The organism is Sulfitobacter mediterraneus (assembly GCF_003054325.1).
Taxonomy (GTDB): domain Bacteria; phylum Pseudomonadota; class Alphaproteobacteria; order Rhodobacterales; family Rhodobacteraceae; genus Sulfitobacter; species Sulfitobacter mediterraneus.
In genome coordinates, this window is sequence record NZ_QBKU01000014.1 from 71839 (window position 1) to 93202 (window position 21364).

At 59.9% G+C, this 21364-nt stretch carries 23 protein-coding genes; 11 read left to right on the plus strand and 12 right to left on the minus strand.

Annotation, left to right across the window (positions count from 1 at the left end; translation table 11 throughout):
• Positions 1–10: 10 nt before the first annotated feature.
• The 6 genes from C8N31_RS18400 to C8N31_RS18425 all read right to left on the minus strand — a co-directional run bounded on the left by C8N31_RS18400 (position 11) and on the right by C8N31_RS18425 (position 6129).
• Positions 11–706 (minus strand): ABC transporter ATP-binding protein, encoded by a 696-nt coding sequence (locus tag C8N31_RS18400; protein WP_025048563.1) that lies wholly within the window; start codon positions 704–706, stop codon positions 11–13.
• Positions 699–1421: an ABC transporter ATP-binding protein gene (locus C8N31_RS18405; protein WP_025048564.1), complete on the minus strand. Its 723-nt coding sequence runs from the start codon at positions 1419–1421 to the stop codon at positions 699–701. Before C8N31_RS18405 ends, C8N31_RS18400 begins: the two co-directional genes overlap by 8 nt.
• Positions 1418–2362, minus strand: a complete 945-nt coding sequence (locus C8N31_RS18410) for a branched-chain amino acid ABC transporter permease (RefSeq protein ID WP_025048565.1) — start codon at positions 2360–2362, stop codon at positions 1418–1420. The genes C8N31_RS18405 and C8N31_RS18410 overlap by 4 nt, the downstream gene beginning before the upstream one ends.
• A complete protein-coding gene (locus tag C8N31_RS18415; protein WP_025048566.1) occupies positions 2359–3285 on the minus strand; it encodes a branched-chain amino acid ABC transporter permease in 927 nt (308 codons plus the stop codon). The genes C8N31_RS18410 and C8N31_RS18415 overlap by 4 nt, the downstream gene beginning before the upstream one ends.
• A 35-nt stretch (positions 3286–3320) precedes the next feature.
• On the minus strand, positions 3321–4625 hold the full coding sequence (locus tag C8N31_RS18420) for an ABC transporter substrate-binding protein (RefSeq protein WP_025048567.1): 1305 nt from the start codon (positions 4623–4625) through the stop codon (positions 3321–3323).
• Between the two features lie 94 nt (positions 4626–4719).
• Positions 4720–6129, minus strand: coding sequence for a hypothetical protein (locus C8N31_RS18425; protein ID WP_025048568.1), 1410 nt, complete (start codon positions 6127–6129; stop codon positions 4720–4722).
• A gap of 41 nt (positions 6130–6170) precedes the next feature.
• Between C8N31_RS18425 and C8N31_RS18430 the strand changes: the two genes are divergently transcribed.
• From C8N31_RS18430 to C8N31_RS18460, 7 genes are all read left to right on the plus strand, one after another.
• A complete protein-coding gene (locus C8N31_RS18430) occupies positions 6171–6929 on the plus strand; it encodes a copper chaperone PCu(A)C (RefSeq protein WP_025048569.1) in 759 nt (252 codons plus the stop codon).
• Between the two features lie 84 nt (positions 6930–7013).
• Entirely contained in the window at positions 7014–7841 is an 828-nt protein-coding gene (locus C8N31_RS18435) for an FAD binding domain-containing protein (RefSeq protein ID WP_025048570.1), read from the plus strand.
• Positions 7841–10582 carry a molybdopterin-dependent oxidoreductase gene (locus tag C8N31_RS18440; protein WP_025048571.1) on the plus strand — a complete coding sequence of 914 codons (2742 nt, stop codon included), beginning with the start codon at positions 7841–7843 and terminating at the stop codon, positions 10580–10582. Before C8N31_RS18435 ends, C8N31_RS18440 begins: the two co-directional genes overlap by 1 nt.
• A complete protein-coding gene (locus tag C8N31_RS18445) occupies positions 10575–12062 on the plus strand; it encodes a hypothetical protein (protein WP_025048572.1) in 1488 nt (495 codons plus the stop codon). The genes C8N31_RS18440 and C8N31_RS18445 overlap by 8 nt, the downstream gene beginning before the upstream one ends.
• The gene (locus C8N31_RS18450) at positions 12062–12922 is read left to right on the plus strand and encodes a UPF0280 family protein (protein ID WP_025048573.1); all 861 of its coding nucleotides are present in this window, start codon (positions 12062–12064) and stop codon (positions 12920–12922) included. The genes C8N31_RS18445 and C8N31_RS18450 overlap by 1 nt, the downstream gene beginning before the upstream one ends.
• Positions 12915–13496 carry an amino acid synthesis family protein gene (locus C8N31_RS18455; protein ID WP_025048574.1) on the plus strand — a complete coding sequence of 194 codons (582 nt, stop codon included), beginning with the start codon at positions 12915–12917 and terminating at the stop codon, positions 13494–13496. Before C8N31_RS18450 ends, C8N31_RS18455 begins: the two co-directional genes overlap by 8 nt.
• Complete coding sequence (locus tag C8N31_RS18460) at positions 13493–14077, plus strand: amino acid synthesis family protein (protein WP_025048575.1); 585 nt, start codon at positions 13493–13495, stop codon at positions 14075–14077. The genes C8N31_RS18455 and C8N31_RS18460 overlap by 4 nt, the downstream gene beginning before the upstream one ends.
• Positions 14078–14112: 35 nt before the next feature.
• On the opposite strand, the gene C8N31_RS18465 is transcribed toward C8N31_RS18460, so the two are convergent.
• Positions 14113–14640: a dihydrofolate reductase family protein gene (locus tag C8N31_RS18465; RefSeq protein WP_025048576.1), complete on the minus strand. Its 528-nt coding sequence runs from the start codon at positions 14638–14640 to the stop codon at positions 14113–14115.
• 174 nt (positions 14641–14814) lie between these two features.
• Between C8N31_RS18465 and C8N31_RS18470 the strand changes: the two genes are divergently transcribed.
• Positions 14815–15255, plus strand: coding sequence for a MarR family winged helix-turn-helix transcriptional regulator (locus C8N31_RS18470; protein ID WP_025048577.1), 441 nt, complete (start codon positions 14815–14817; stop codon positions 15253–15255).
• On the opposite strand, the gene C8N31_RS18475 is transcribed toward C8N31_RS18470, so the two are convergent.
• The gene (locus C8N31_RS18475; protein ID WP_025048578.1) at positions 15252–16418 is read right to left on the minus strand and encodes an amidohydrolase family protein; all 1167 of its coding nucleotides are present in this window, start codon (positions 16416–16418) and stop codon (positions 15252–15254) included. The genes C8N31_RS18470 and C8N31_RS18475 overlap by 4 nt on opposite strands.
• 160 nt (positions 16419–16578) lie before the next feature.
• On the opposite strand from C8N31_RS18475, the gene C8N31_RS18480 reads away from it, so the two are divergent.
• Positions 16579–17388 (plus strand): ferredoxin--NADP reductase, encoded by an 810-nt coding sequence (locus C8N31_RS18480; protein WP_025048579.1) that lies wholly within the window; start codon positions 16579–16581, stop codon positions 17386–17388.
• On the opposite strand, the gene C8N31_RS18485 is transcribed toward C8N31_RS18480, so the two are convergent.
• From C8N31_RS18485 to C8N31_RS18495, 3 genes are read right to left on the minus strand one after another with little or no spacing between them, the layout of a single operon-like run.
• Entirely contained in the window at positions 17385–17804 is a 420-nt protein-coding gene (locus tag C8N31_RS18485; protein ID WP_025048580.1) for a type II toxin-antitoxin system VapC family toxin, read from the minus strand. The genes C8N31_RS18480 and C8N31_RS18485 overlap by 4 nt on opposite strands.
• The gene (locus C8N31_RS18490) at positions 17801–18058 is read right to left on the minus strand and encodes a FitA-like ribbon-helix-helix domain-containing protein (RefSeq protein ID WP_025048581.1); all 258 of its coding nucleotides are present in this window, start codon (positions 18056–18058) and stop codon (positions 17801–17803) included. The genes C8N31_RS18485 and C8N31_RS18490 overlap by 4 nt, the downstream gene beginning before the upstream one ends.
• A gap of 53 nt (positions 18059–18111) precedes the next feature.
• On the minus strand, positions 18112–19233 hold the full coding sequence (locus C8N31_RS18495; RefSeq protein ID WP_025048582.1) for an aminotransferase class I/II-fold pyridoxal phosphate-dependent enzyme: 1122 nt from the start codon (positions 19231–19233) through the stop codon (positions 18112–18114).
• Between the two features lie 39 nt (positions 19234–19272).
• On the opposite strand from C8N31_RS18495, the gene C8N31_RS18500 reads away from it, so the two are divergent.
• A complete protein-coding gene (locus tag C8N31_RS18500) occupies positions 19273–20031 on the plus strand; it encodes an MBL fold metallo-hydrolase (RefSeq protein ID WP_025048583.1) in 759 nt (252 codons plus the stop codon).
• Between the two features lie 65 nt (positions 20032–20096).
• Here C8N31_RS18500 and C8N31_RS18505 read toward each other — a convergent pair whose 3' ends face one another.
• On the minus strand, positions 20097–20822 hold the full coding sequence (locus C8N31_RS18505; protein WP_051544619.1) for an SDR family NAD(P)-dependent oxidoreductase: 726 nt from the start codon (positions 20820–20822) through the stop codon (positions 20097–20099).
• Positions 20823–20913: 91 nt separating this feature from the next.
• Here C8N31_RS18505 and C8N31_RS18510 point away from each other — a divergent pair.
• A partial coding sequence (locus C8N31_RS18510) for an aminotransferase class I/II-fold pyridoxal phosphate-dependent enzyme (protein WP_146173147.1) occupies positions 20914–21364 on the plus strand: 451 nt, incomplete at its 3' end.

Below are 21364 nucleotides of genomic sequence, written 5' to 3' on the forward strand. Positions count from 1 at the left end.
ACCCCCATGCTCAGACCCCCAGATACCGGGTCAGCTTGTCCGGGTTCTGCTCCAGATCGGCGGCACTGGTGGTTTCCACGTCGCGGCCATTTTCGATAAAGGCGACCTTGTCGGCAATCGACAGCACCGCATCGACCCTCTGTTCCACGAGAACGATGGCAAAGCCTTCGGCCTTCATCCGCACAATCACCTGCCGGATTTGTTCAATCATTGAGGGCTGCAAACCCTCAGTCGGCTCATCCAGCAACAACACCTTGGGCCGCAAGCACAACGCCCGTGCAGTTGCCAGCATTTGCTGTTCTCCGCCCGACAGCGTGCCCGCCGCCTGCCCCAGCCGTTCGCGCAGACGCGGAAACAAATCCAAAACCCAATCGCGGGTGTCTGGCCCCTGTTTGCGGGTCATCAATCCGATCTCGATATTCTCCGCCACCGTCAATTCAGGGAACAGCCGCCTGCCCTGCGGGATATACCCGATGCCCCGGCGCGGGATCAGATGCGCCGGCATATTGGTCAGGTCTTCACCCTCAAGCGTCACGCTGCCCTCGGACACGGGCAGCAGGCCCATAATGGATTTCATGATCGTGGTTTTACCCGCGCCGTTACGCCCCAGCAGGCACAGGATTTCCGAAGGTTGCGCCGACAAGGACACACCGTAAAGGGTTTTGACCTGACCGTAGGCCACATGAATGTCTTTGACCTCAAGCATGCGGCGTGCTCCCCAGATAGGCGGCTTGCACATCGGCATTGGCGTGGATTTCGGCAGGGGTGCCTTCGGCCAGCACCATGCCCTGATCCAGAACCGTGATGAAATCTGCGGTTTCCATGACCACTTTCATATTGTGCTCAATCAACAGGATTGTGGTTTCCCCTGCCAAGGATCGCACCAGTTTGATAAAATCATCCACCTCGGATTCCGCCAGACCCTGTGTCGGCTCATCGAGAATGAACACATGCGGGTCTTGCGCCAGCCCCATGGCAATTTCCAGAATGCGCTGGTGACCATAGCTGAGATCACCTGCGATCTGTTCGGCGCGGTCCGCAATGCCGACGCGGGTCAGCACCGCCTGCACCTTGGCTTCCAGCGCCTCGGAGTCTTTGCCCAGCTTGCGCCGCGCGGCCAGTGCCACGTTTTCATGCACGCTCAACCCCGGAAAGATCGAGGTGATCTGGAATGTATAGGCCAGCCCCAGCTGCATACGTTTATGCGCGGGCAGATGGCTGATGTCTTGGCCTTCGAAAAACACTTGCCCGCTGGTTGCCTCGGTGCGGCCACTGACCATCCCAACAAAGGTGGATTTGCCCGCACCATTTGGCCCGATCAACGCGGTCACCTTGCCCTTGGCCAGCTTGAAATTCACATCGGAATTGGCCAACACCCCGCCATAGGCCTTGGTCAGGCCGCGGGTTTCCAGAATGCTCACGGCAGCCATTTGAACACCCTCTTGCGCAATTCACCTGCCAGACCTTGCGGCGCAAACACCGTCAGCAGCACCAGAACCACACCCGCGATCAACATATAGGCGTTGGTGTAAGTGCTGGAGGTGTCGATCAGATAGAACATGAAAAAGACGCCAATCAGCGGCCCGATTGTGGTGCCCGCCCCGCCCAGCAACACCCAAAGCAGCGGAAAGATCGAATATTGCACTGTCGCAAAAGTCGCGCCGACATAGCCGAAAAGCAGGGCATAGGCCGCCCCCGCCACGCCGGACACAGCACCGGAAATGATCAGCGCCCGCAACTTGTGACTGCCCGCGTCATAGCCCAGCATCCGGGTGCGTTCTTCATTCTCGCGGATCGCCACCAGCGTTCGGCCAAAGGGGGTCTGCACCAGCCGTGCCAGCCCCAGAAAACAGATGGCAAACAGGATCAGCGCGGTCACATAACGCCCGGTCTCGCTGGTTAGGTCAAAACCGCCAAGCATCCGCTGCGCCTGCTGGATCACAAACCCTTCGTCACCGCGCGTATAGGTGCCAAAATAGAGAACAACCAGATAACCGGTTTGGGCAAACATCAGCGTCACAATCATAAAGGCCACACCCGCCGTGCGCAGCGCCAGCAACCCGATCACCAGCGCCAGCGCCCCGGCGCAGACCACCCCAGCTACAAAGGCCAGCGGCACCGGCCATCCGCCAAGGTTCAGCGTCAGACCAAACCCGTACATTCCCGCCGCAAAGAACATCGCATGCCCAAGGCTCAGCAATCCCGTGTAACCAAACAAAAGGTTATACCCCATCGCATAGATCGCCAGCACCATGATCCGCGAAAGGTTGCCCGCGTGATAGGGCGGCAGGACAAAGAACAGCACCACCAAAAGGGCCAGCACCCCAAGGTGCAGCAGGGTCGATTTACGCGATGATGTCATGGCGCGGTCTTTCCCAGCAGGCCTTGCGGACGGAACACCAGCACCATCGCCACCAGCAGCGTTGCGATGATCTTGGCAATGGTCGGGGAAAAGAACACCGAGATGATGCCATCGCTCATCCCGATCAGGATCGCGGCCACGATGGTTCCCGGCAGACTGCCCAGCCCGCCAATGATCACCACGATAAACGACAGCAGCAGCGGATCATGCCCCATCAGGTAATGTGCCTGCTGGATCGGCACCACCAGAACCGCACCCAGCGCCGCCAGACCCGCGCCCAGACCAAACACCAGCGAATAGACCGTGCCGACCGGAACGCCAAAGGCCTGTGCCATTTCGCTGTCTTGTTGGGTGGCCCGCATCACCAGACCGATCTTGGTGCGGGTGATCACCATCCACAGGCCCAACAGGATCACCACCGCAGCCGCAATCACAAACAGCTTGTAGCTGGTCGTGCTCAGCCCCCATGGCCAGAACATCGCAAAGCCGTTTTCGCCAAATTCAAACCACGGCAGCGATAGCCGCGTATTGAACGGCGCCTCGACCGGGCGGGCATCGGGGCCAAATGTCATCAGGGTGGTTTGTTGAATAATGTACAAGATACCGATGGTGCCAACGATGGTCCGGTCTGCGTCATAATTGATCCGCTTGAGGATGAGCCGGTCCGCCGTGGCCGCAATTGCCGCCACCAGAACCGGCACAATCAGCAGCGCCGCAACAAACCCAAGCGCCGGATGGCCGCCAAGCGCCGATGTGACGTACCACGCCAAGACCGCGCCCAGCATGAAAAACTCGCCATGCGCTACGTTGACCACACGCATCACGCCGAACACGATGCTCAGCCCCATCGCCGTCAATGACAGGATCGCCGCGATGACCGCCCCCTCTAGGGAGGCGAGCATCAGGTGAGGACCAAATTCCATAGGTATCTTGCCTGTTTTGAAAAGGGTGGAACCGCTTAGAAGGACTGCGCGGTGTAATCGACCTCATCTTCATACATGCCATCCTCGATCGACGCGGTATGTGCGCGCACGAGTTTGCCATCGGTGACCTTGGAAATGTACTGCTGACCAAAGACCTGGTGGGTCTTGCCGTTGAATTGTTTCGGCCCCTGCGGATGGTCATCGGATTCCGGCAGATCGGTCATCGCCTCGACCGCCTCGATCAGTTTGGCCCGGTCTGCCGGTCCCTGATAATCGGAGGCCTCCATGCCCGCCTTGATGATGTTGAGCGTTTCCCAACAGCCGAACATATGCGCAAAGGTCGACACGTCCTTGCCATCCGACAGCGACGCGCCCCGATCATCAACACCCACCGCAGCGCGGTACGCCTTGTCATGCGAGGTCTGATCCGCCTGCGCGTGGCGCGGCATCCCCTCCCAGAAGTATGTCCCTTCAAGGAACTCCAATCCGGGGCTGTTGATGTTGACCGCCTCAAGGCTGTCGATAAAGCCAAAGATCTCGGGCCGGCTTGGACCAAAGAATTCACCCAGCTCTTTCACAAAGGTCAGAACCGCCGGGCCAACCATCACGTGATAAATCACTTCGGTCTCGCGCGGGATGTTCGGGAAATAGCGGGTAAAGGATGTCTCGGTTGGCGGGATCGCGATCTTGGCGACCACCTCACCTCCCTGCGCCTCAATCGCGGCAGAAAAGAAATCGCGGTGATCATGGCCAAAGGCAAAGTCGGGATAGATCATCGTGACCTTCTTGCCCAGATTACCGGCAACAAAAGGCGCCATCGACTGCACTTGGCTTTTCACATCGGTGATGCCCGGTTGCAGGGTGTAACGGTTGAGCATACCGCTGGCGACGTGATGCCCTTCGGAGACCACAAAATACGGCAACTTCAATTCGCCTGCGCGGGGGGCCGATCCGATCACCACATGGCTGAACAGCGTGCCAAAGGCGATGTCGCATTCATGCTGTGTCGCAAATTTCTCAAGCACCTCTGCGCCCCGCTTGGGGTCGGTGCCATCATCCTCAACCACGATCTCGACCGGGCGGCCATTGATGCCGCCATTGTCGTTGATCCGCTTGACCGCCGCGTCCGTAGTTGCGCCATACCAACGGCCATAGGCCGCGCCGATGCCGGTGGCATGTTTCTGGAAACCAATTTTGATCGGTGCGGAACTTTGCGCCTGTGCAAACCTCGCTGTGCCGGGCAAAACGCCCGCCGTCGCCAATGCGCCCGCGCTGGCACCAAGGCCCAACAAAGTGGATCTGCGGCTTAACTTCGAAGACTTGAAATTCCCGTCCGACATAAAATTCTCCCATGCTGTGATGGCACTTTTGTCAGTGCTTCATCGTTGAAGTTTGTGTGTATACAAACGAAATGTCTAGAACTTTCTGAAACCACTATACGCCTCTGGGGCTGGCCAACAACCAAAGACCAAAGATCGTATAGGCAATCATCAGCAGGCTCAGACCGATCTGAAGCGCAATCAAATCCCTGTTTTTCTGCACAAATCCGGCAGCCAGATGATGGGTCATCAGGACCGACAGGATATGCGAGGCAACCACCGCCGCCGCCTGCGTGACCCAGATCACCCGCACGGTATCTTGGGTGTTGAGAAACCCTGTCGTGACCCGCACCGCGCCAAGACCAAACAGATTCCATCCCCGCGCCAAAGGGTCCGCAAGGGTCGCGGCGACATATTGGGTTTGCACCAGAAAGGTCACGAAATAATGGGCGAAATGATAGCCAAGCGCGATCGGCAGGATCGCAATGGCAAAGCTGTTGAAGGCCGCACCGAAACCGGGCGCAGGTCCGGTGCCAAACCGGCGCACCGCCGCAAGCCCGACCCAGACCGCCAGCGCAAAAACCGCAATCAAGGATGCATTGGCGGCATAAAGCCCGACCAGCGTTGGCATCACCACCGCAGACCGCCCCGGAAACGCCAACGGGTTGATCCCGATCTGGCCAAGCCACCAGAAGGTTTCATGCAGCCCGTCAAAACTGCCTGAGGCGAGGATGACCAGACAGAACACCGCATGGCTTGGGTGCAGCGGCGCTTCTGCCACCGCACGCCATCCGGCAAAACCAAAGCGCCCCTGCCCGCCGCCCTGCACTGGCCTGATCCGGCCAATCAATGTGAACAACACGGTGAAGCATTCCACCTGCGCCAACCAACGCGCACCCCCGCAAAAGATCATCCCGACCAAAGTGAAAACCCAGTACCCCAGCGCAAACATCGCCAACCGCCGCGGATCATTCGGCGCAATATCGGCGAGGATAAACCCCTGAAAGATCAAAAACACCACCACCGCAGGCCAGACGCCCCAGCGTTCCGGCAACCGCCACAGCGGTGCTGCCCCACCGGCCAACAGTTGATGCACCCCCGTCCACGGATTGATCCAACGCCAGACATCGGCAACCACGCCCTGCACCACAAAGATGCCAACCCACCACACCGTCCAAAGCGTCAGCGGCAGCAAATTGTTCTGCGGATCGGTTGGCCCTTGCAGCCCGATAAAGACCAGGGCCAGGAAAAAAGCAGTGGAGAATGCCGAAGCCACCATCTGCCCCGCAGGCCAACCCAGCGACACGCCCAACCGCCGCGCCCGGAACAAAACCGCCAGAACACGGGGCGACAAAACCGTGACCAGCACCAGCGAAAACACCAATGCCAATGTCCCCGCAACGGTATAGGCACCGGTCGGCAGCAACAGCACAAACCCCTGCTCAGAGGCATGCGCCCAAAGCGGCGCGGGACAAAGCGCGATCAGCGCGAGGGCAAAAAAGGGGGGTAACGAGCGGGCGATCATGTGCTTAGATACAACCGACTATCCGCCAAGGAGCAAGTGATTTGATCAGACGTTTTGCCGCCATTGTCATCCTCGGGGCCTGTGCCGTTGGCCTTTATTTGGGGCTGAGCACCGCCCAACCTGCCATCACAATCGAAAATGCCAAGGCCGTGCCGGTTGAGGGGCGCGATGGCATGTTCATGGTCACTTTGGACATGGTGAACCAAGGGTCGGCCAGCACATTTGCAGGCGCGTCCTCGCCTGAGGCACAGATGGTGATGGTGATGAACCCCGGCCATGATGGCGCGACATTGGTTGTGCCGGGCGGCGGCAAAGGATCGCTTGCGATGGATGGGGCACATCTGATGCTGCGCGGCGGCGGCGATGGTTTTTCCGAGGGTGGGTTCCTTCCGCTGACCGTGACCTTTGAAAATGGCCAAGAGATCGCAACCCGCGTGATCCATTCCGGTGCCGCCACGATGGACCATGGCGCAGATGGGGTTGCAGTGACCCCTGCCCCAACCCTGACCCTGATCCCACCAAACCGCGTAGATGCAAAAGGGTTCGAGATGCGCCTGAGCGTCGAGAATTTTGCATTTGTCCGCGTGACAGACGGCACACCCCATGTGCCCGGCGAGGGCCATGCCCATATCTATCTCAACGGGCTCAAGCTGGGCCGGCTTTACGACACCCGCTTTGATGTTGGCGCCCTCAGCCCGGGCAGCTACGATCTGCGTGTCGCGCTTAACAGCCATGACCACCGCCCCTATCTGGCAGATGGGGTGCCCGTTGCGGCCCAGTTTGCCTTTACCATCCCCTAGGCCAAAGCGCCCCGAATCCTGTTGACAAAAACCGGGGCGCCTTCATATCATTTGCATACAAACAATAATACAGCGGGAGCCAAGGTGAGCTATCACAATCCGACAGATCTGGCCTCAGCCCTTGAGACCCTCACCCTGCAGGGCGGCAAGATCGTCGCGGGCGGCACCGATGTCTATCCTTCGGCCAAACAAGGGCAGCAGCCCGCGTTCTTTCTTGATGTGACCCGGATTGCGGGCCTGTCGGGCATCACCCTCACCAAAGCGGGTTACCGGTTTGGCGCGGCAACCACATGGACAGAGATCCTCAACGTCGATCTGCCCCCGGCTTTTGACGGGCTCAAATCCGCCGCAGCCGAGGTCGGCAGCATTCAAATACAGAACGCCGGCACCATTGCCGGAAACCTTTGCAATGCCTCCCCCGCCGCGGATGGCGTGCCGCCTCTCTTGACCCTTGATGCAGAAGTCGAGTTGACCAGCGCAGCCAATGGAACGCGCGTCTTGCCTTTGGCACAGTTCATCACCGGCGTGCGCCAAACCGCACTGGCACCGGAGGAACTGCTCACCGCTGTTCTGGTGCCGGAGCCGCCGCAGAATGCAACCTCCGCCTTTGAAAAGCTGGGCAGCCGCCGCTATCTGGTGATCTCTATCACCATGACCGCCTGTTTGATCTGCCTCGACACCAATAACCGGATCACCGAGGTCCGCATCGCGGTTGGGGCCTGCTCCCCCGTGGCGAGGCGGTTGCCCGCATTGGAACAGGCGCTGATTGGAAAAACCTTGCAAGAAGTCGCTGTCGAAGCCGACCACCTCGCGCCCCTTACCCCGATTGATGACGTGCGCGGCAGCGCCGATTACCGCCTTGATGTGGTGGCCGAACAAATCTGCCGCGCGATCCAAAAGGCGGCCGCGTGATGAACAAACCCACCGACCTTTCCGCCACGACCTTTACCCTCAACGGGCAACCCGCCCAATGCCATCCCGCCCCCGGCCAACGACTGTCAGAGATGCTGCGCGAACAGCTTGATGCGCGGGATGTGAAAATAGGCTGCAACGCAGGCGATTGTGGTGCCTGTACCGTGCTGGTGGATGGCGCGCCCGTCTGTGCCTGCCTGATGCCTGCGCAACAGGCCGCCGGACGCGCAGTGGAAACGCCTGCCGGACTACATGCCAATGATCCGGTCGCCCACGCCCTTGGCGAAAGCTTTCAAAACCATGGCGCGGCGCAATGCGGGATCTGCACGCCGGGGATGATGGCCTCTGCCGTTGCGCTGCTGCGGGCCAATCCACAGCCGACGGAAACGCAGGTACAGGATGCGCTTGGCGGGGTGCTATGCCGCTGCACGGGGTATCGCAAAATCATTGACGCTGTAATGGGTGCCCCTGCCATCACCCGCGCGGCGCAGGGCCATGCAGGCGACGCGATCCGCCGCCTCGATGGCGCAGACAAGGTCGCAGGGCGCGAGGCTTTTGGCGACGATATCGCGCCGCCCGGCACGCTTGAGGTTCTGGTCATCCGTTCGCCCTTCCCCCGCGCCGGTTTCACCTTTGGCGATCTGGACGGATTTGTGGCCAACACCACCGGCGTTGAGGCTGTGCTGACCGCTGCTGATATCACAGGCCGCAACGTGTTTGGCGTCATTCCCCAATTTATGGACCAACCGGTTTTTGCCGAGGGCGAAACCCGGTTCCGGGGGGAGGCCGTCGCCGCCGTGATCGCCGCGCCCGAGGTGATCCGCACCTTTGACCCCGCGTCTTTCCCTGTGACATGGCAAGAGCGCCCCGCGAGCACCGATATCCATAATGCCCAAACAGACCGGGCTGCACAGCTGCACGAAGGCCGGGACAACAATGTGATGTGCGGCGGCTTTGTCGCCTGCGGTGATGCCAAGGCGGCGTTGGCCTCGGCGGACGTTTCTGTCACTGGCCATTACCAAAGCGGCTTTGTCGAACATGCCTATATTGAGCCAGAGGCCGGCTTCGCCCGCATGGATGGCGACCGTGTCGAAGTTTACGCCTGCACCCAGGCCCCCGTGATGGACCTTGAGGCGCTTGAGATTATTCTTGGCTGGGATCGCAGCCGCATCCGCGTTGTGCCAACCGGCGTGGGCGGCGGGTTCGGGTCCAAGCTGGATATCTCCGTGCAGCCCTATCTGGCGATGGCCGCGATCAAAACCGGCAAACCCGTGCGCCTGACCTATTCGCGCAGTGAATCGATGCAAAGCACGACCAAGCGCCACCCTTCTGACATCCGCCTGAGCATCGGCGCGGACCGCTCCGGCAAGATCACCGGCTATGACTTCTATGGCGAATTTGACACCGGCGCCTATGCCAGTTGGGGGCCGACCGTGGCCAACCGGGTGCCGGTGCATGCATCCGGCCCCTATAGCATCCCCAACTTTTGCGCCGAATCCAAAGGCATCCATACCAACAACCCGCCGTCGGGTGCCTTTCGCGGCTTTGGCGTGCCACAGGCCGCGATTGCACAGGAAAGTCTGTTTGACGTTCTGGCAGACAAACTCGGCCTCGATCCGCTGGAGTTCCGCATCCTCAACGCATTGGAAAACAACGCGCCCACCGTCTGCGGGCAGGTGTTTTCCCAAGGCGTAGGCATTCGCGCCTGTCTAGAGGCTTTGCGCCCCGCATGGGCCAAAGAACGCGGCGCGGCAGCAGCGTTTAACGCGGGCAATACCACTCTGAAACGCGGTGTTGGCATTGCGGCGGGCTGGTACGGCTGCGGCAACACCTCCCTGCCCAACCCATCCACCATCAAGGCAGGCATCCGCGCTGATGGCACGATCGTCCTGCATCAAGGCGCAATGGACATCGGTCAAGGCGCCAACACGGTGATCAGCCAATTGTTCGCCACCGCCCTAGGCGTGCCGGTCCATGCCCTGACCCTGATCGGCGCCGACACGGACGTGACGCCGGATGCGGGCAAAACCTCTGCCTCGCGGCAGACCTATGTCTCGGGCAATGCCGCGCGGCTCTCCGGCGCAGCGATGCGCGCGCAGATCCTTGAGCGGATGAATGTCGCCGAAGACGCCCAGCTTGAAATCGCAGATGGCATAATCCACGCCACAGACAACGCTGGCCGCCACAGCTTTGCCCTGTCATCCCTGTCCGCCGACGGCGAAGGCTACGTGCTGCGCTCAGAGGAAACCTATGATCCGCCTACCAAACCGCTGGATGAGAACGGTCAGGGCGCACCCTATGCCCAATTTGGATATGCCGCGCATCTGGTGGTGGTTGAGGTCGATACTGCCTTTGGCACCGTCAAACCACTGCACTTTGTTGCCGCCCATGATGTTGGCAAGGCGATCAATCCGATGCTGGTTGAGGGACAGGTGCAGGGCGGCATTGCGCAGGGCCTCGGCATGGCCTTGATGGAAGAATACCTGCCCGGACGCACCGAGAACCTGCATGATTATCTGATCCCGACCATCGGTGACATGCCCCCCGTCGAGACCCTGATCATCGAAGAGCCGGACGCCCACGGGCCATACGGGGCCAAAGGGCTGGGCGAACATGTGCTGATCCCGACCGCCCCCGCGATTCTGAACGCGATCCACAATGCAGCCGGTGTGCGCATCACCCAAGTTCCCGCAACCCCGGCCCGCGTCCGCGCCGCACTCAAGGCCAACTCCCATGACTGAACGCGCCAAACCCGAAAAGATCCGCTGTGACGCCTGCCCGGTGATGTGCTACATCGCTGATGGCAAAATTGGCGCCTGTGACCGCTATGCCAACCACGGCGGTGATCTGGTGCGGCTTGATGCGCTGACCATCATCGAAGGCACGGATCAGAAACTGGTGCCATTCCTGTCGGACACACCCGCCGATGAATGGGACGGCAATATCGTCAAGGGCGACCGCCCCTTTGTCACCGCTGTTGGCGCTGGTACCACCTATCCCGATTACAAGCCCGCGCCCTTTATTGTCAGTCAGGACATTGAAGGCGTCGATATGGTGACCGTTGTGACCGAAGGCATCTTTTCCTACTGCGGCGTCAAGGTGAAGATCGACACCGACCGCCACATCGGCCACGAACGTGATGTGGTGCGGGTCGATGGCGAGCCGATTGGCCATGTGATGACCTCTGAATATGGCTCCAAGATGCTGTCCCTCGGCGGGGTCGAACATCTGACCGGCGGCACCAAGAAAGAAGGCCGCGTGACCTGCGATGCCCTGCTCAAGCTGTGCAACCGCGAACCTGTCGAAATGGTCATTGGTGAGGACGACCACGCCACCACCCTTGTGGTCGAGGCTGGCAAAGCGCCGGTGATCAACGGCCTGCCGGAAAAGCTGATGCGGGTTGGCTGTGGCTCTGCGACCATCGGGATGTTTGCCAAACAATGGCTGTCACATGCCGACGATGTGGTGGTGGTCGATGACCATATCACCGGCGTGTTGTCCGAACATCAGGCGGGCAAGGAACTCGATGTGCCGCCCACCGGCATCAAGATCCTTGGCCGCCGCTCCACCCCCGGACGTTACTTTCAGGTCGCCGAGCCCGGCACCGGCTGGGGCGGCACCGATATCGAAGATCCGCTTGCGATCCTTGGCCCCTTCAACCCCAAGGTGGCATGGGCGGGCCAGCGCCTGTTGATGGTCTCCACCACCGGCGAACAATCGGGCTATTACGAACTGGACACCGATCTGGTCCCGCAACCCGCCACGATGCCGGATGCCTTGCGGGCCTCTTGCGACCTGATTGCGGAAAACTGCGAGCCCTCGATCTGTTCAGTGCTGTTCATGGGCGGCGCCGGCGGCAGCCTGCGGGCGGGCGTCACAGAAAACCCCGTGCGCCTGACCCGTTCGGTCAAAGACGCGCTGACCCATGTGTCCTGCGGCGGCGCGGAGGCCTATGTCTGGCCCGGCGGGGGCATCACGGTGATGGTGGATGTGATGGACATGCCCACCGGATCCTTTGGTTACGTGCCCACGCCCGCCTTGGTCGCGCCCATCGAATTTTCCCTGCGGGTCAGCGACTACGCCACCCTTGGCGGCCATATGAGTGAGGTCAAACCCGTGTCCTCCGTCACCGGCGACACCCGCAAGGTCAAACCAGAGGCGCACGGACATGACCCGATGGCGCATACCAATTACCGCTGGGCCAAGGGCGACAAATCCTGATGGGCCCGCAAGCCCAGCTTTTGCACGGGGGCACCCGTCTGCACCTGCAACACGGGCCGATTGACCTGATCATCGGGGCGGATGGGGATCGCCCCGCCGCCTTTGCCGCCGCGCAGGCCCGCTTTGCCACTGTGCTGGATGAACTGGTGCAAGAACTGCCCGCTTTGCGCCAACCGCTGTCCACGGACACCCGCGCGCCCGCCGGGGCCATCGCCCGCAAAATGCAGCGCGCTGCCCATCCTTATGCGGCGGAAGGTTTCGTCACCCCCATGGCGGCGGTGGCCGGCGCGGTCGCCGATACCGTCCTGCACGCCATTTGCGCCGCCACGCCTCTGACCCGTGCCTATGTGAACAACGGCGGCGACATTGCCCTGCACCTGACAACAGGGCAGCATTTCACCTCTGCCATGTCCGGCCATAACGGCGCTGATCTGGGCCGCATCGCAATCCCCCATGACAGCCCTGTGCGGGGGATCGCCACCAGTGGCCGCCATGGCCGCAGCCTGAGCCTCGGCATCGCCGACAGCGTCACCGTGCTGGCCCGCACCGCCGCCGAGGCCGATGTGGCCGCAACGATGATCGCCAACGCCGTGGATCTGCCCGGCCATCCCGCAATCACCCGCACCCCGGCTTGTTCCCTTGATGACAACAGTGACCTTGGCGATATGCCTGTGGTCACCCATTGCGGCACCTTACCCGCAACAGACCGCCGCTTGGCGCTTGAACAGGGACGCAAACGCGCCGATGATCTGATCCAAAAGGGCCGCATTCTGGGTGCCGCCCTGTTTCTGCAAGGCGACAACCGCAACTGCGGCACCCCCCTTGCCAATCTCAGCATAAGGACCGCTGAACATGCCTGACGTTATCCTGCGCAAAACCAGCCGCGTGATCGAAGAGATCTTTCACGAAGGCGGCCCTGTGCCTGCCAAACCCCTCAAACGCGCCGCTGTGATGGCGGTGATCAAAAACCCCTTTGCCGGACGCTACGAGCCGGACATCCAACCCTTTATGGAGGATCTCAAACCGCTCGGCCTGTCGATGGCAGAAAAGCTGGTGGAGATGCTTGGCGGTGCGGACCAGATCGAAGGTTACGGCAAGGCGGCCCTGATCGGCGCAGACGGAGAGTTGGAGCATGGCGCACTTTGGCACGCACCGGGCGGCTATGCGATGCGCGAGCTGCTGGATGGATCGAATGCGATCGTCCCCTCCACCAAGAAGGTCGGCGGCGTTGGCGCACGGCTCGATGTGCCGATCACCCATATCAACGCATCTTACGTGCGCAGCCATTTTGACAGCATGGAAGTGGGCCTCAACGACGCCCCCCGCGCCGATGAAATGATGCTTATTCTGGTGATGACCACAGGCGCACGTATTCACAACCGCGCTGGCGGATTGGCCGCCGCAGATATCAAAGGGGAGGACGGATTGAGATGACCGCCAAGATCCGCAAAATAGCCGTCAACGTCGAAGAAACCCACAGCGAGATGGGCCGCCCCATCGCGCCGCCCACCCGCAAGGCTGTCGCCGTTGCAGTGATCGAAAACCCCTTTGCCGGGGTTTACCAAGAAGACCTCGCCGCTCTGATGGACATCGGCGCAGAACTGGGTGCACTTTTGGGGGAAAAATGTGTCGCCGCCCTCGGCATCACGCCCGCTCAGGCGCAAAGCTACGGCAAATCCGCCATGGTTGGCGAAAACGGTGAGCTGGAACATGCCGCAGCAATCCTGCACCCGAAACTGGGCGCACCGCTGCGCAATGCCGTCGAAAAAGGCGCGGCTCTGGTGGCTTCGTCCAAGAAGATGGGCAGCCCCGGTCAGGTGCTGGACGTGCCGCTGGGCCATAAAGACGCCGCCTATGTGCGCAGCCACTTTGACGGGATCGAGGTCTGCCTCAATGACGCCCCCCGCGCCAATGAGATCATGGTCGCCGTGGCCGTCACCGACAGCGGCCGCCCCCTGCCCCGCGTTGGCGGGCTGACCCATGATGAGGCCGAAGGCAAAGACGGGTTGCGTTGAATGAAGTGGGCAGGTTTTTCCTGCCCACCATGTATTCAAACAGCAAACTCCTGAAACAGGTATCCGCCCTCATAAACCTTGGTGGACCGATGCCGCAGTTTTGGCGCCTCTGCGTCATCCCCAAACAGCCGCACACCTCCGCCCAATATGATCGGTGCACGCTTCAGCCGTAACAAATCAATCGCACCAAGCGCCAACAACGCCCCGGCAAAGGCTCCGCCGCCACAGAGGTAAATCGGCCCACTTGCAGAGGCTTTGAGATGATCAAGCTGCGCTTTCAAATCCCCTTGCATCTGGGTCACATCGCCTTGATCGGGTAGAGCGATCTGCTTTGAGAACACATAAGTTTGCATATGGGGATAAGGGTTTTGCCCCGGCGCCAGACCAAAGCGATAACCAAACTCATAGGTGCCCCGCCCCATGATCGCCACGCCGTAGCTGTTCAGCCGCGCGGTGTAGTTTTCAACCACATCATCCGCATGGGCAAAGCGGCTGATGTCCCCGTCAGGACCGGAAATATAGCCGTCAACAGAGACGGCAACGTCATAAATAATAGGATGCATGGAATGCTCCGTGAATAAATACCAATTGGCCGCAAGGGCCGGTTCTTACTGGTACTTACTTGATCACTGGCAGGGCACTCCTTTGTTGTGCTGGGTATCGCAAATCACGCAGGCAGGGTCAAATCCACCCCATTCCCCGTTGTGCATCACTTCGTGCCTGCGGTATGAACCCTCATGACCCAAACTGCCCCTGCCCCCAGCGAAACTGCTTATATCCTCGAAGATCAGGTGGGCTATCTGCTGCGTCTGGCCAGCCAGCGGCACGCGGCGATCTTTCAAAAGCATGCGGTGCAAAACCTGACGCCGACCCAGTTCACCACCTTGCTGCGCGTGGCCGAACAGGGGGATGTGTCGCAAAACCATCTGGGGCGTCTTGCGGCGATGGATGTGGCAACGATCAAAGGGGTGGTGGACCGGCTCAAGGCCAAAGGGCTGATGCAATCACGCCCCGATCAGGTCGACAAACGCCGCTCTATTATTTCGCTCACGGACAAGGGCGCGGATCTGATTGACGATCTCAAACAGACCGGCCTGATCATCACCGAAGACACGCTTGCGCCGCTGACCGCACAGGAACGGCGCACGCTGGCCAACCTGTTGCGCAAGATATCCTAGTCCGAAACAACCTCGGGCAATCTATCCGCTGGCGGGGTATTGCGGCTGCGTTCGCTGCGCACGACCCCATCAATAATCGTCATGCCAACCCCCGGCAGATTGCCCAGTTGCACCGATTCCAGCATATTCTTGCCCGGCGCATGTTGCGCCTGATCCAGCAGCACAAAATCCGCGCACATGCCGGCCTCGATCAATCCGGTATCCAGTTTACGCTGGCGCGATGTGTTGCCATTGCCAAAGCAAAACGCCAGTTCTGCCGGCATATCCCCAAGCGAAGACAACATCGCAATCATCCGCAAAATGCCCAGCGGCTGCACCCCCGATCCCGCTGGCCCGTCGGTGCCAAGGATCACCTGATCCAGCTTGCCCAACTCGCGTGCAGTGTTCAGCGTCAGTAGCGCCGCGCGTTCATTGCCGTTGTGCACAATCTCAAGCGCCGCTTTGCAGCTTTCGCATAGGCAAATAATCTGATCATCTGGCAAGGCCGAATGCCCGCCGTTGATATGGCCCACAACATCGGTCCCGGTTTCCAGCACCATATCGGCATCGATCAAACCTGATCCGGGGATCGACGGACCGCCCGTGTGAATCGTGCTTTGAATGCCATATTTGCGCGCCCAAGAGACCATCTGCTGTGCGGTCTTCCCGTCCTTGACCGTGCCAAGACCCACCTCGCCCAGCAGCTTGACCCCGGCATCGGCCAGATCCTTGAAATCTTCCTCGACCATGCCATGTTCGATCACCGGCGCACCGGCATGCACCTTGACCCCGGAGGGACGAAAATTTTCGTACCAACGCTGTGAAGCAATCGCCATTGCCTTGAGGCCGACCACATCCTTGGGCCGCCCCGGCATATGCACCTCGCCCGCCGAGATCAGCGTGGTCACTCCGCCATGCAGCGTGCTGTCAATCCAATGAAGCTGCTGTTGGCGCGGGGTGTAATCGCCAACAACCGGGTGAATGTGGCTGTCGATCAAACCAGGGGCCAGCGTCACGCCGTGGGCATCCACTGTTGTCGTCGCCCCTTCACAATCAAGATCCTTTTCTTTGCCCCATGCAGAAATCTTGCCATCAATCGCAATCAGACAATCCCCGTCAAAGATCGGTTCTTCGAGTTTTCCCGACAGGATCTGCCCGATATTCTTGATCACCAACTTGTCCATGAACCGTCCTCCAACATGCGTTCTTATTGTTAGTATACGAATATTTCGCGGTTCGCCGTCAAGGGCGATTATCCCCTGCCCTGCCGAAATCAGCCCCGTGTTGACAGCCGCATGTCGCTCCGCTATTTCGTTTGTATACAAATGATTTTCGGAGCGTGATATGTCCCTCGATACAGCAGCCCCCAAAGATGCATTTCTGATCCCCGCAGGGGTCTTTGCCCAGACCGTCACATCCGTCCAGCACTACACCGACCGCCTGTTCAAGTTCCGGATCACCCGCCCAGACAGCTTTCGCTTTCGCTCTGGTGAATTTGTGATGATCGGCCTGCCAAACGCCGAACGCCCGGTGTTTCGCGCCTATTCCATCGCCTCGCCCAGTTGGGACGAAGAGATCGAGTTTTACTCGATCAAAGTGGCGGGGGGGCCGCTCACCGAACATCTGCAAAAGATCAAGGTGGGCGATACTGTTTTGATGCGGCGCAAGCCCACAGGCACCTTGGTCAATGATGCCCTGCTGCCGGGCAAACGGCTTTGGATGTTTGCCACCGGCACCGGCATCGCGCCCTTTGCCAGCCTGATCCGTGATCCTGAAACCTATGAGAAATTTGACGAGGTGATCCTCACCCACACCTGCCGCGAGGTGGCCGAACTGACCTATGGCAAAGAACTGGTCGCGGCGGTGAAAGATGACCCGCTGGTTGGTGAATTTGCCCAAGGGCTGCGCCACTATTGCACCACCACCCGCGAGGATTATACGTTCATGGGCCGCATCACCGATTTGATGGCGTCTGGCAAAGTGTTCGGCGATCTTGGCCTGCCGCCCATCTCACCAGACACAGACCGCGGCATGATCTGCGGATCCATGGACATGCTGCGCGATACCAAGGCGGCGCTCGAAGGGTTTGGATTGGCCGAAGGCGCCAACAACCGCCCCGACACTTTTGTCGTCGAAAAGGCGTTTGTGGACTAACCTTCAAAGGGGTTCTGAACGGTCAGGCCCGTATGCTGAAAATCCCTCAGATTGCGAGTGGCCACCGCTGCGCCATGGGCCATCGCAATCGCCGCAATCATCAGATCCTCAACCGCCATGTTCCACCCCGCCTGCCGCGTTTTGGCCGTGAGCGGGCCATAGATTACGGCAGCACTTTCATCAAAGCTGAACACCCTCCCGGCAAAATCTTCGGCAAACAGCCGGTCCGCCTGCCGCATCAATCCGTCCCGCCTGCGCCCTTCTGGCAAGCGGTGCAGACCATACCCGATCTCGCCCAGTGTGACCGTGCTCAGATACAAATCCACCGGCGATTGCCGCGCAAACCAGTTCCGCACAGACGGGGCCGGTTCGGGGCGCATGATTTCCGAGATGATGTTGGTATCGAGCAGGATCATCCCGCAGGGCCAAAGTCAGGCGCATCCCGAGGCTGACGCCGCTCTGGCAGATCCAGATCGCTCTCTACTCCGGAAAATCGTGCGCGCAACCGATCATAAAACGCCGCGCCATCCTCTTTGGGCAAAGCCGCGCCCGTATGATCGTTGAGCAACGCCCGCACCTCGGCCTCCATCGACCGACCATGCGCCGCCGCTTGCTCTCGCAGGGCTTGATGCACCTCTGGCGCAATATTGCGAATGGTCAGGGTCGGCATGGCAAATACTCCTTCTGGGTATCTTGACTATGTAGTCATTGCTAGCATTGCTGTCAATATTCTGCCAAAGCCCGCCCCAGCCGTTCCAGCCCCTCCATAAGGTTCACGGCCCCGCCACCGCCAACCCCCAACCGGATGTGGTTGGGTTGGTCATAAGCACTGCCCGGCAGCAGAAATGTGCGATACGGCTCTGCCAACAGCCGTTTGGCAAAATCATCACTGTCGATCCCTTCGGGCAGCCGCCCCAACCCGATCAAACCCGCACGCGGGCGGGTCCAAGACAGCCCCTTTTGCGCAGTCACCCAAGCGTCCATCTTGGCCAGATTTTCCGCCCCCTCACGCCGTGCCTTGTCCATCGCAGCGCCGTACCGATCCGGGCGCAATGCGACCTCGGCGATCACCTCGCCTAAGATGTTCATGATCTCGCTGGAATTTTCCCGCAAAATCACCGCATCCATCACCAACCCCGGATCGCGGCAGATCAACCAACCCGTCCGCAATCCCTGAAGACCCAGCGCCTTGCTCACCGATCCTGTGGTAATCCCGCGCTCATACATCCCCGCAATTGACGGCGCGCGACGGCCCTCCCATTCTAGCCCTGCATAGACCTCATCCACCAACAGCCACGCACCAACGCGTCCCGCGATCCGCGCCAGTTCCGCCAGTTCATCCGCGCCCATCAGATCACCCGTGGGATTGTTCGGATTGGTGATGAAAATCATCTTGGTCTTGTCCGTCACCGCCTCCGCCACGCGGTCCAATGGCAGCCGCCAACCATCGCTTTCCTGCCGTGTGACCTTAACCACTTTCGCGCCGATCGCCTTGGCCAACACCTCCGCCTGCGGCCATCCCGGCGTTTCAATCACGATCTCATCGCCCGGCTGTACCAGTTGCATCACCGCCAGATAATTTGCCTCTGCCGCACCTGCCGTGATTAATACGTCCTGCCCCGCGCATTGGCCGGTTAATCCCGCTTGCGCCAACACATGGTCCCGCAATTCCGGCAAACCGCGAAATTCCCGGTTGTTCCAATCCAGCGGCAGATCCGGATCAAGATCCGCTATGAAGTCCCCCAACTTCGGCGATTCCGCCAAAGAAAACCCGACAATCGCCTCCGGCTCCGCATCCGTGGTTTCCAACAAATATTGAAACAGGGTGTGAATCTTGACTTTCATCGCGTTGCCTTTGCTTATGGCCCCAAGGGGGATCGCCACATGAAAAGCCAAGTCACGCTGAAGGGCAAACCGAAACGCCTTGCTGTGCTCGATTACGGGTTGTTCGAGGTCCATTCCGGCCCGCGCACCATCGGCATCTGCGGTTTTGTGGTGGAAACCGATGCAAACGAAGTGGTGTTGATCGACACCGGGTTCCCCGAAAAATACGCCCGCGATGCCGAGGCCGCCACGACCGAGGACGAGCTGGGCAGTTTTGGCCGTGTCCTGTCCGTGACCCCCGACAATATGCCCGGCCCGCAACTGGCCAAACTGGGGCTGGCCAAATCCGATATCACCCTGATGATCCAAAGCCATACGCATATTGACCACGTCGGCGATATGGCCGGATACCCCCATGCGCCGATCCTAATTTCCGCCGCAGAACGCGCCCTGCCCCGCCCGCTTTATTGGTCCGGAAAACAGATGATGGACTGGCCCGACCGTGACTATCATCTGGTGCAAGGTGACATGGATCTGGGCCACGGTTTTGAGGTCTTGCTCTGCCCCGGCCACGCCCCCGGACAATTGGCGTTCATGGTGCAATTGCCCCAGACGGGCTGGGTCTTGCTCACCTCCGACGCGATCAGCCGCGCCTCTGAAATAGACGAAAAATTTGCCGGATCATGGGACGATGATCTGGCCATCCACCATGGCGACCGGCTGATGAAATTGGCGTCGGAACGCGGTGCGCTGGTGATCTACGGCCACAGCCCGGAACAATGGCCAACCCTCAAAAAGGCGCCGGAATGGTTTGATTGAGGGGATTTTATTCTAAGAAAATCTTGCAGAATTTTGAAAAAATTCTGCAATTCGGACGACAGGAATCAACGCACATCGCGCCCTTGGTTCAGGATAATCACATTCCCGCTGGACACATCCCCCGCAGGAGAGATCAAAAACCCGACCCAAGCTGCAATTTCCGAAGGTTGCATCGCCCGCCCATGCGGCATCTGGGCAATCGCCTCTGCCAATACCTCTTCGCTCACCACGTTGAACAGCGGCGTTTCCGTCATCGCTGGCGCAATCGAATTGACCGCAATTTTATCGGTTGCAAACCGCCGCGCCAGATCCTTGGTCAAGGTATCGAGCGCCGCCTTGGACGCGCGATAATGCGCCGGGTCAAAGGCATCAAAATTATACGCCCCGTTTGAGCTGATATTGACGATCTTACGCACCCCGTCACGGCCTTCCATCAGCTTGATCGCCGCCTGACAACAATGAAACGCGCCCGAAAAATTCAGCGCCATCTGCGTTTCAAACTCGGCCACAGGGATGTCTGGAAACTCCGACATAAAGCAGGTGCCCGCGTTGTTCACGAGCGCATCAACACCCCCATGATCCGCAGCGATCTGGCTAAAGGCGGCGGCGATGGCTCCTGGGTCCGTCAGATCCGTTGCGATACCCTGAAACTCCGGCGCCTGCGCCATCTCGGCCAGTGCATCCGCGTCCAGATCCAGCCCGACCACATGCATGCCGTCCGCGATCAGTTTTGTAACAATCGCACGGCCCATGCCGCCCGCCGCGCCAGTCACTACCGCAATCTTACCCATCATCATCCCCTTTTTTGGTGGCCTTCTGCGCAGCAGCAGGTTAGGCAGATTTAAATGTAAACGCATATAAATTTCGATGCAAGGAACGCCCATGCCCATCCGCCCTGCCCGCCGGATCACAGACACGTCACCAAAAAACTTCGGCATGTTCGCCAAAGCTGTGCAAATGACGGGTGATCTGATCCATCTCGAACTGGGTATGCCTGCCGAGGACACGCCGCAACACATCAAAGACGCCACCATCGCCGCGCTTCAGGCCGGGCATGTGCATTACTCTGATCTGCAAGGTATCCCCGAACTGCGCAGCGCCATCGCGGACAAATTGCGCCAGAAAAACGCAATGGACATTAGCGCCGATGAGGTGATCGTGACCAACGGTCTGACGCAGGCCTCCTTTGCCGCCTTCATGGCCTTTCTGGATGAGGGCGACGAGGCGCTATTGCTCGCCCCCTATTATCCCCAGCATATCGGCAAGGCGGAGCTGGCCGGTGCCAAAGTCACCATCGCTCCCTTGGATGCCGCGAACGGGTTTTCCATCATTC

What these genes read in the sequence shown, in the direction of transcription:
- C8N31_RS18420 (WP_025048567.1), bottom strand. Translation starts at nt 4,625, where the DNA reads ATGTCGGACGGGAATTTCAAGTCTTCGAAGTTAAGCCGCAGATCCACT.
- C8N31_RS18450 (WP_025048573.1), top strand. Translation starts at nt 12,062, where the DNA reads ATGGGCCCGCAAGCCCAGCTTTTGCACGGGGGCACCCGTCTGCACCTG.
- C8N31_RS18480 (WP_025048579.1), top strand. Translation starts at nt 16,579, where the DNA reads ATGTCCCTCGATACAGCAGCCCCCAAAGATGCATTTCTGATCCCCGCA.
- C8N31_RS18500 (WP_025048583.1), top strand. Translation starts at nt 19,273, where the DNA reads ATGAAAAGCCAAGTCACGCTGAAGGGCAAACCGAAACGCCTTGCTGTG.
- C8N31_RS18445 (WP_025048572.1), top strand. Translation starts at nt 10,575, where the DNA reads ATGACTGAACGCGCCAAACCCGAAAAGATCCGCTGTGACGCCTGCCCG.
- C8N31_RS18475 (WP_025048578.1), bottom strand. Translation starts at nt 16,418, where the DNA reads ATGGACAAGTTGGTGATCAAGAATATCGGGCAGATCCTGTCGGGAAAA.
- C8N31_RS18410 (WP_025048565.1), bottom strand. Translation starts at nt 2,362, where the DNA reads ATGACATCATCGCGTAAATCGACCCTGCTGCACCTTGGGGTGCTGGCC.
- C8N31_RS18460 (WP_025048575.1), top strand. Translation starts at nt 13,493, where the DNA reads ATGACCGCCAAGATCCGCAAAATAGCCGTCAACGTCGAAGAAACCCAC.
- C8N31_RS18455 (WP_025048574.1), top strand. Translation starts at nt 12,915, where the DNA reads ATGCCTGACGTTATCCTGCGCAAAACCAGCCGCGTGATCGAAGAGATC.
- C8N31_RS18470 (WP_025048577.1), top strand. Translation starts at nt 14,815, where the DNA reads ATGACCCAAACTGCCCCTGCCCCCAGCGAAACTGCTTATATCCTCGAA.
- C8N31_RS18440 (WP_025048571.1), top strand. Translation starts at nt 7,841, where the DNA reads ATGAACAAACCCACCGACCTTTCCGCCACGACCTTTACCCTCAACGGG.
- C8N31_RS18490 (WP_025048581.1), bottom strand. Translation starts at nt 18,058, where the DNA reads ATGCCGACCCTGACCATTCGCAATATTGCGCCAGAGGTGCATCAAGCC.
- C8N31_RS18495 (WP_025048582.1), bottom strand. Translation starts at nt 19,233, where the DNA reads ATGAAAGTCAAGATTCACACCCTGTTTCAATATTTGTTGGAAACCACG.
- C8N31_RS18465 (WP_025048576.1), bottom strand. Translation starts at nt 14,640, where the DNA reads ATGCATCCTATTATTTATGACGTTGCCGTCTCTGTTGACGGCTATATT.
- C8N31_RS18505 (WP_051544619.1), bottom strand. Translation starts at nt 20,822, where the DNA reads ATGGGTAAGATTGCGGTAGTGACTGGCGCGGCGGGCGGCATGGGCCGT.
- C8N31_RS18415 (WP_025048566.1), bottom strand. Translation starts at nt 3,285, where the DNA reads ATGGAATTTGGTCCTCACCTGATGCTCGCCTCCCTAGAGGGGGCGGTC.
- C8N31_RS18425 (WP_025048568.1), bottom strand. Translation starts at nt 6,129, where the DNA reads ATGATCGCCCGCTCGTTACCCCCCTTTTTTGCCCTCGCGCTGATCGCG.
- C8N31_RS18485 (WP_025048580.1), bottom strand. Translation starts at nt 17,804, where the DNA reads ATGATCCTGCTCGATACCAACATCATCTCGGAAATCATGCGCCCCGAA.
- C8N31_RS18400 (WP_025048563.1), bottom strand. Translation starts at nt 706, where the DNA reads ATGCTTGAGGTCAAAGACATTCATGTGGCCTACGGTCAGGTCAAAACC.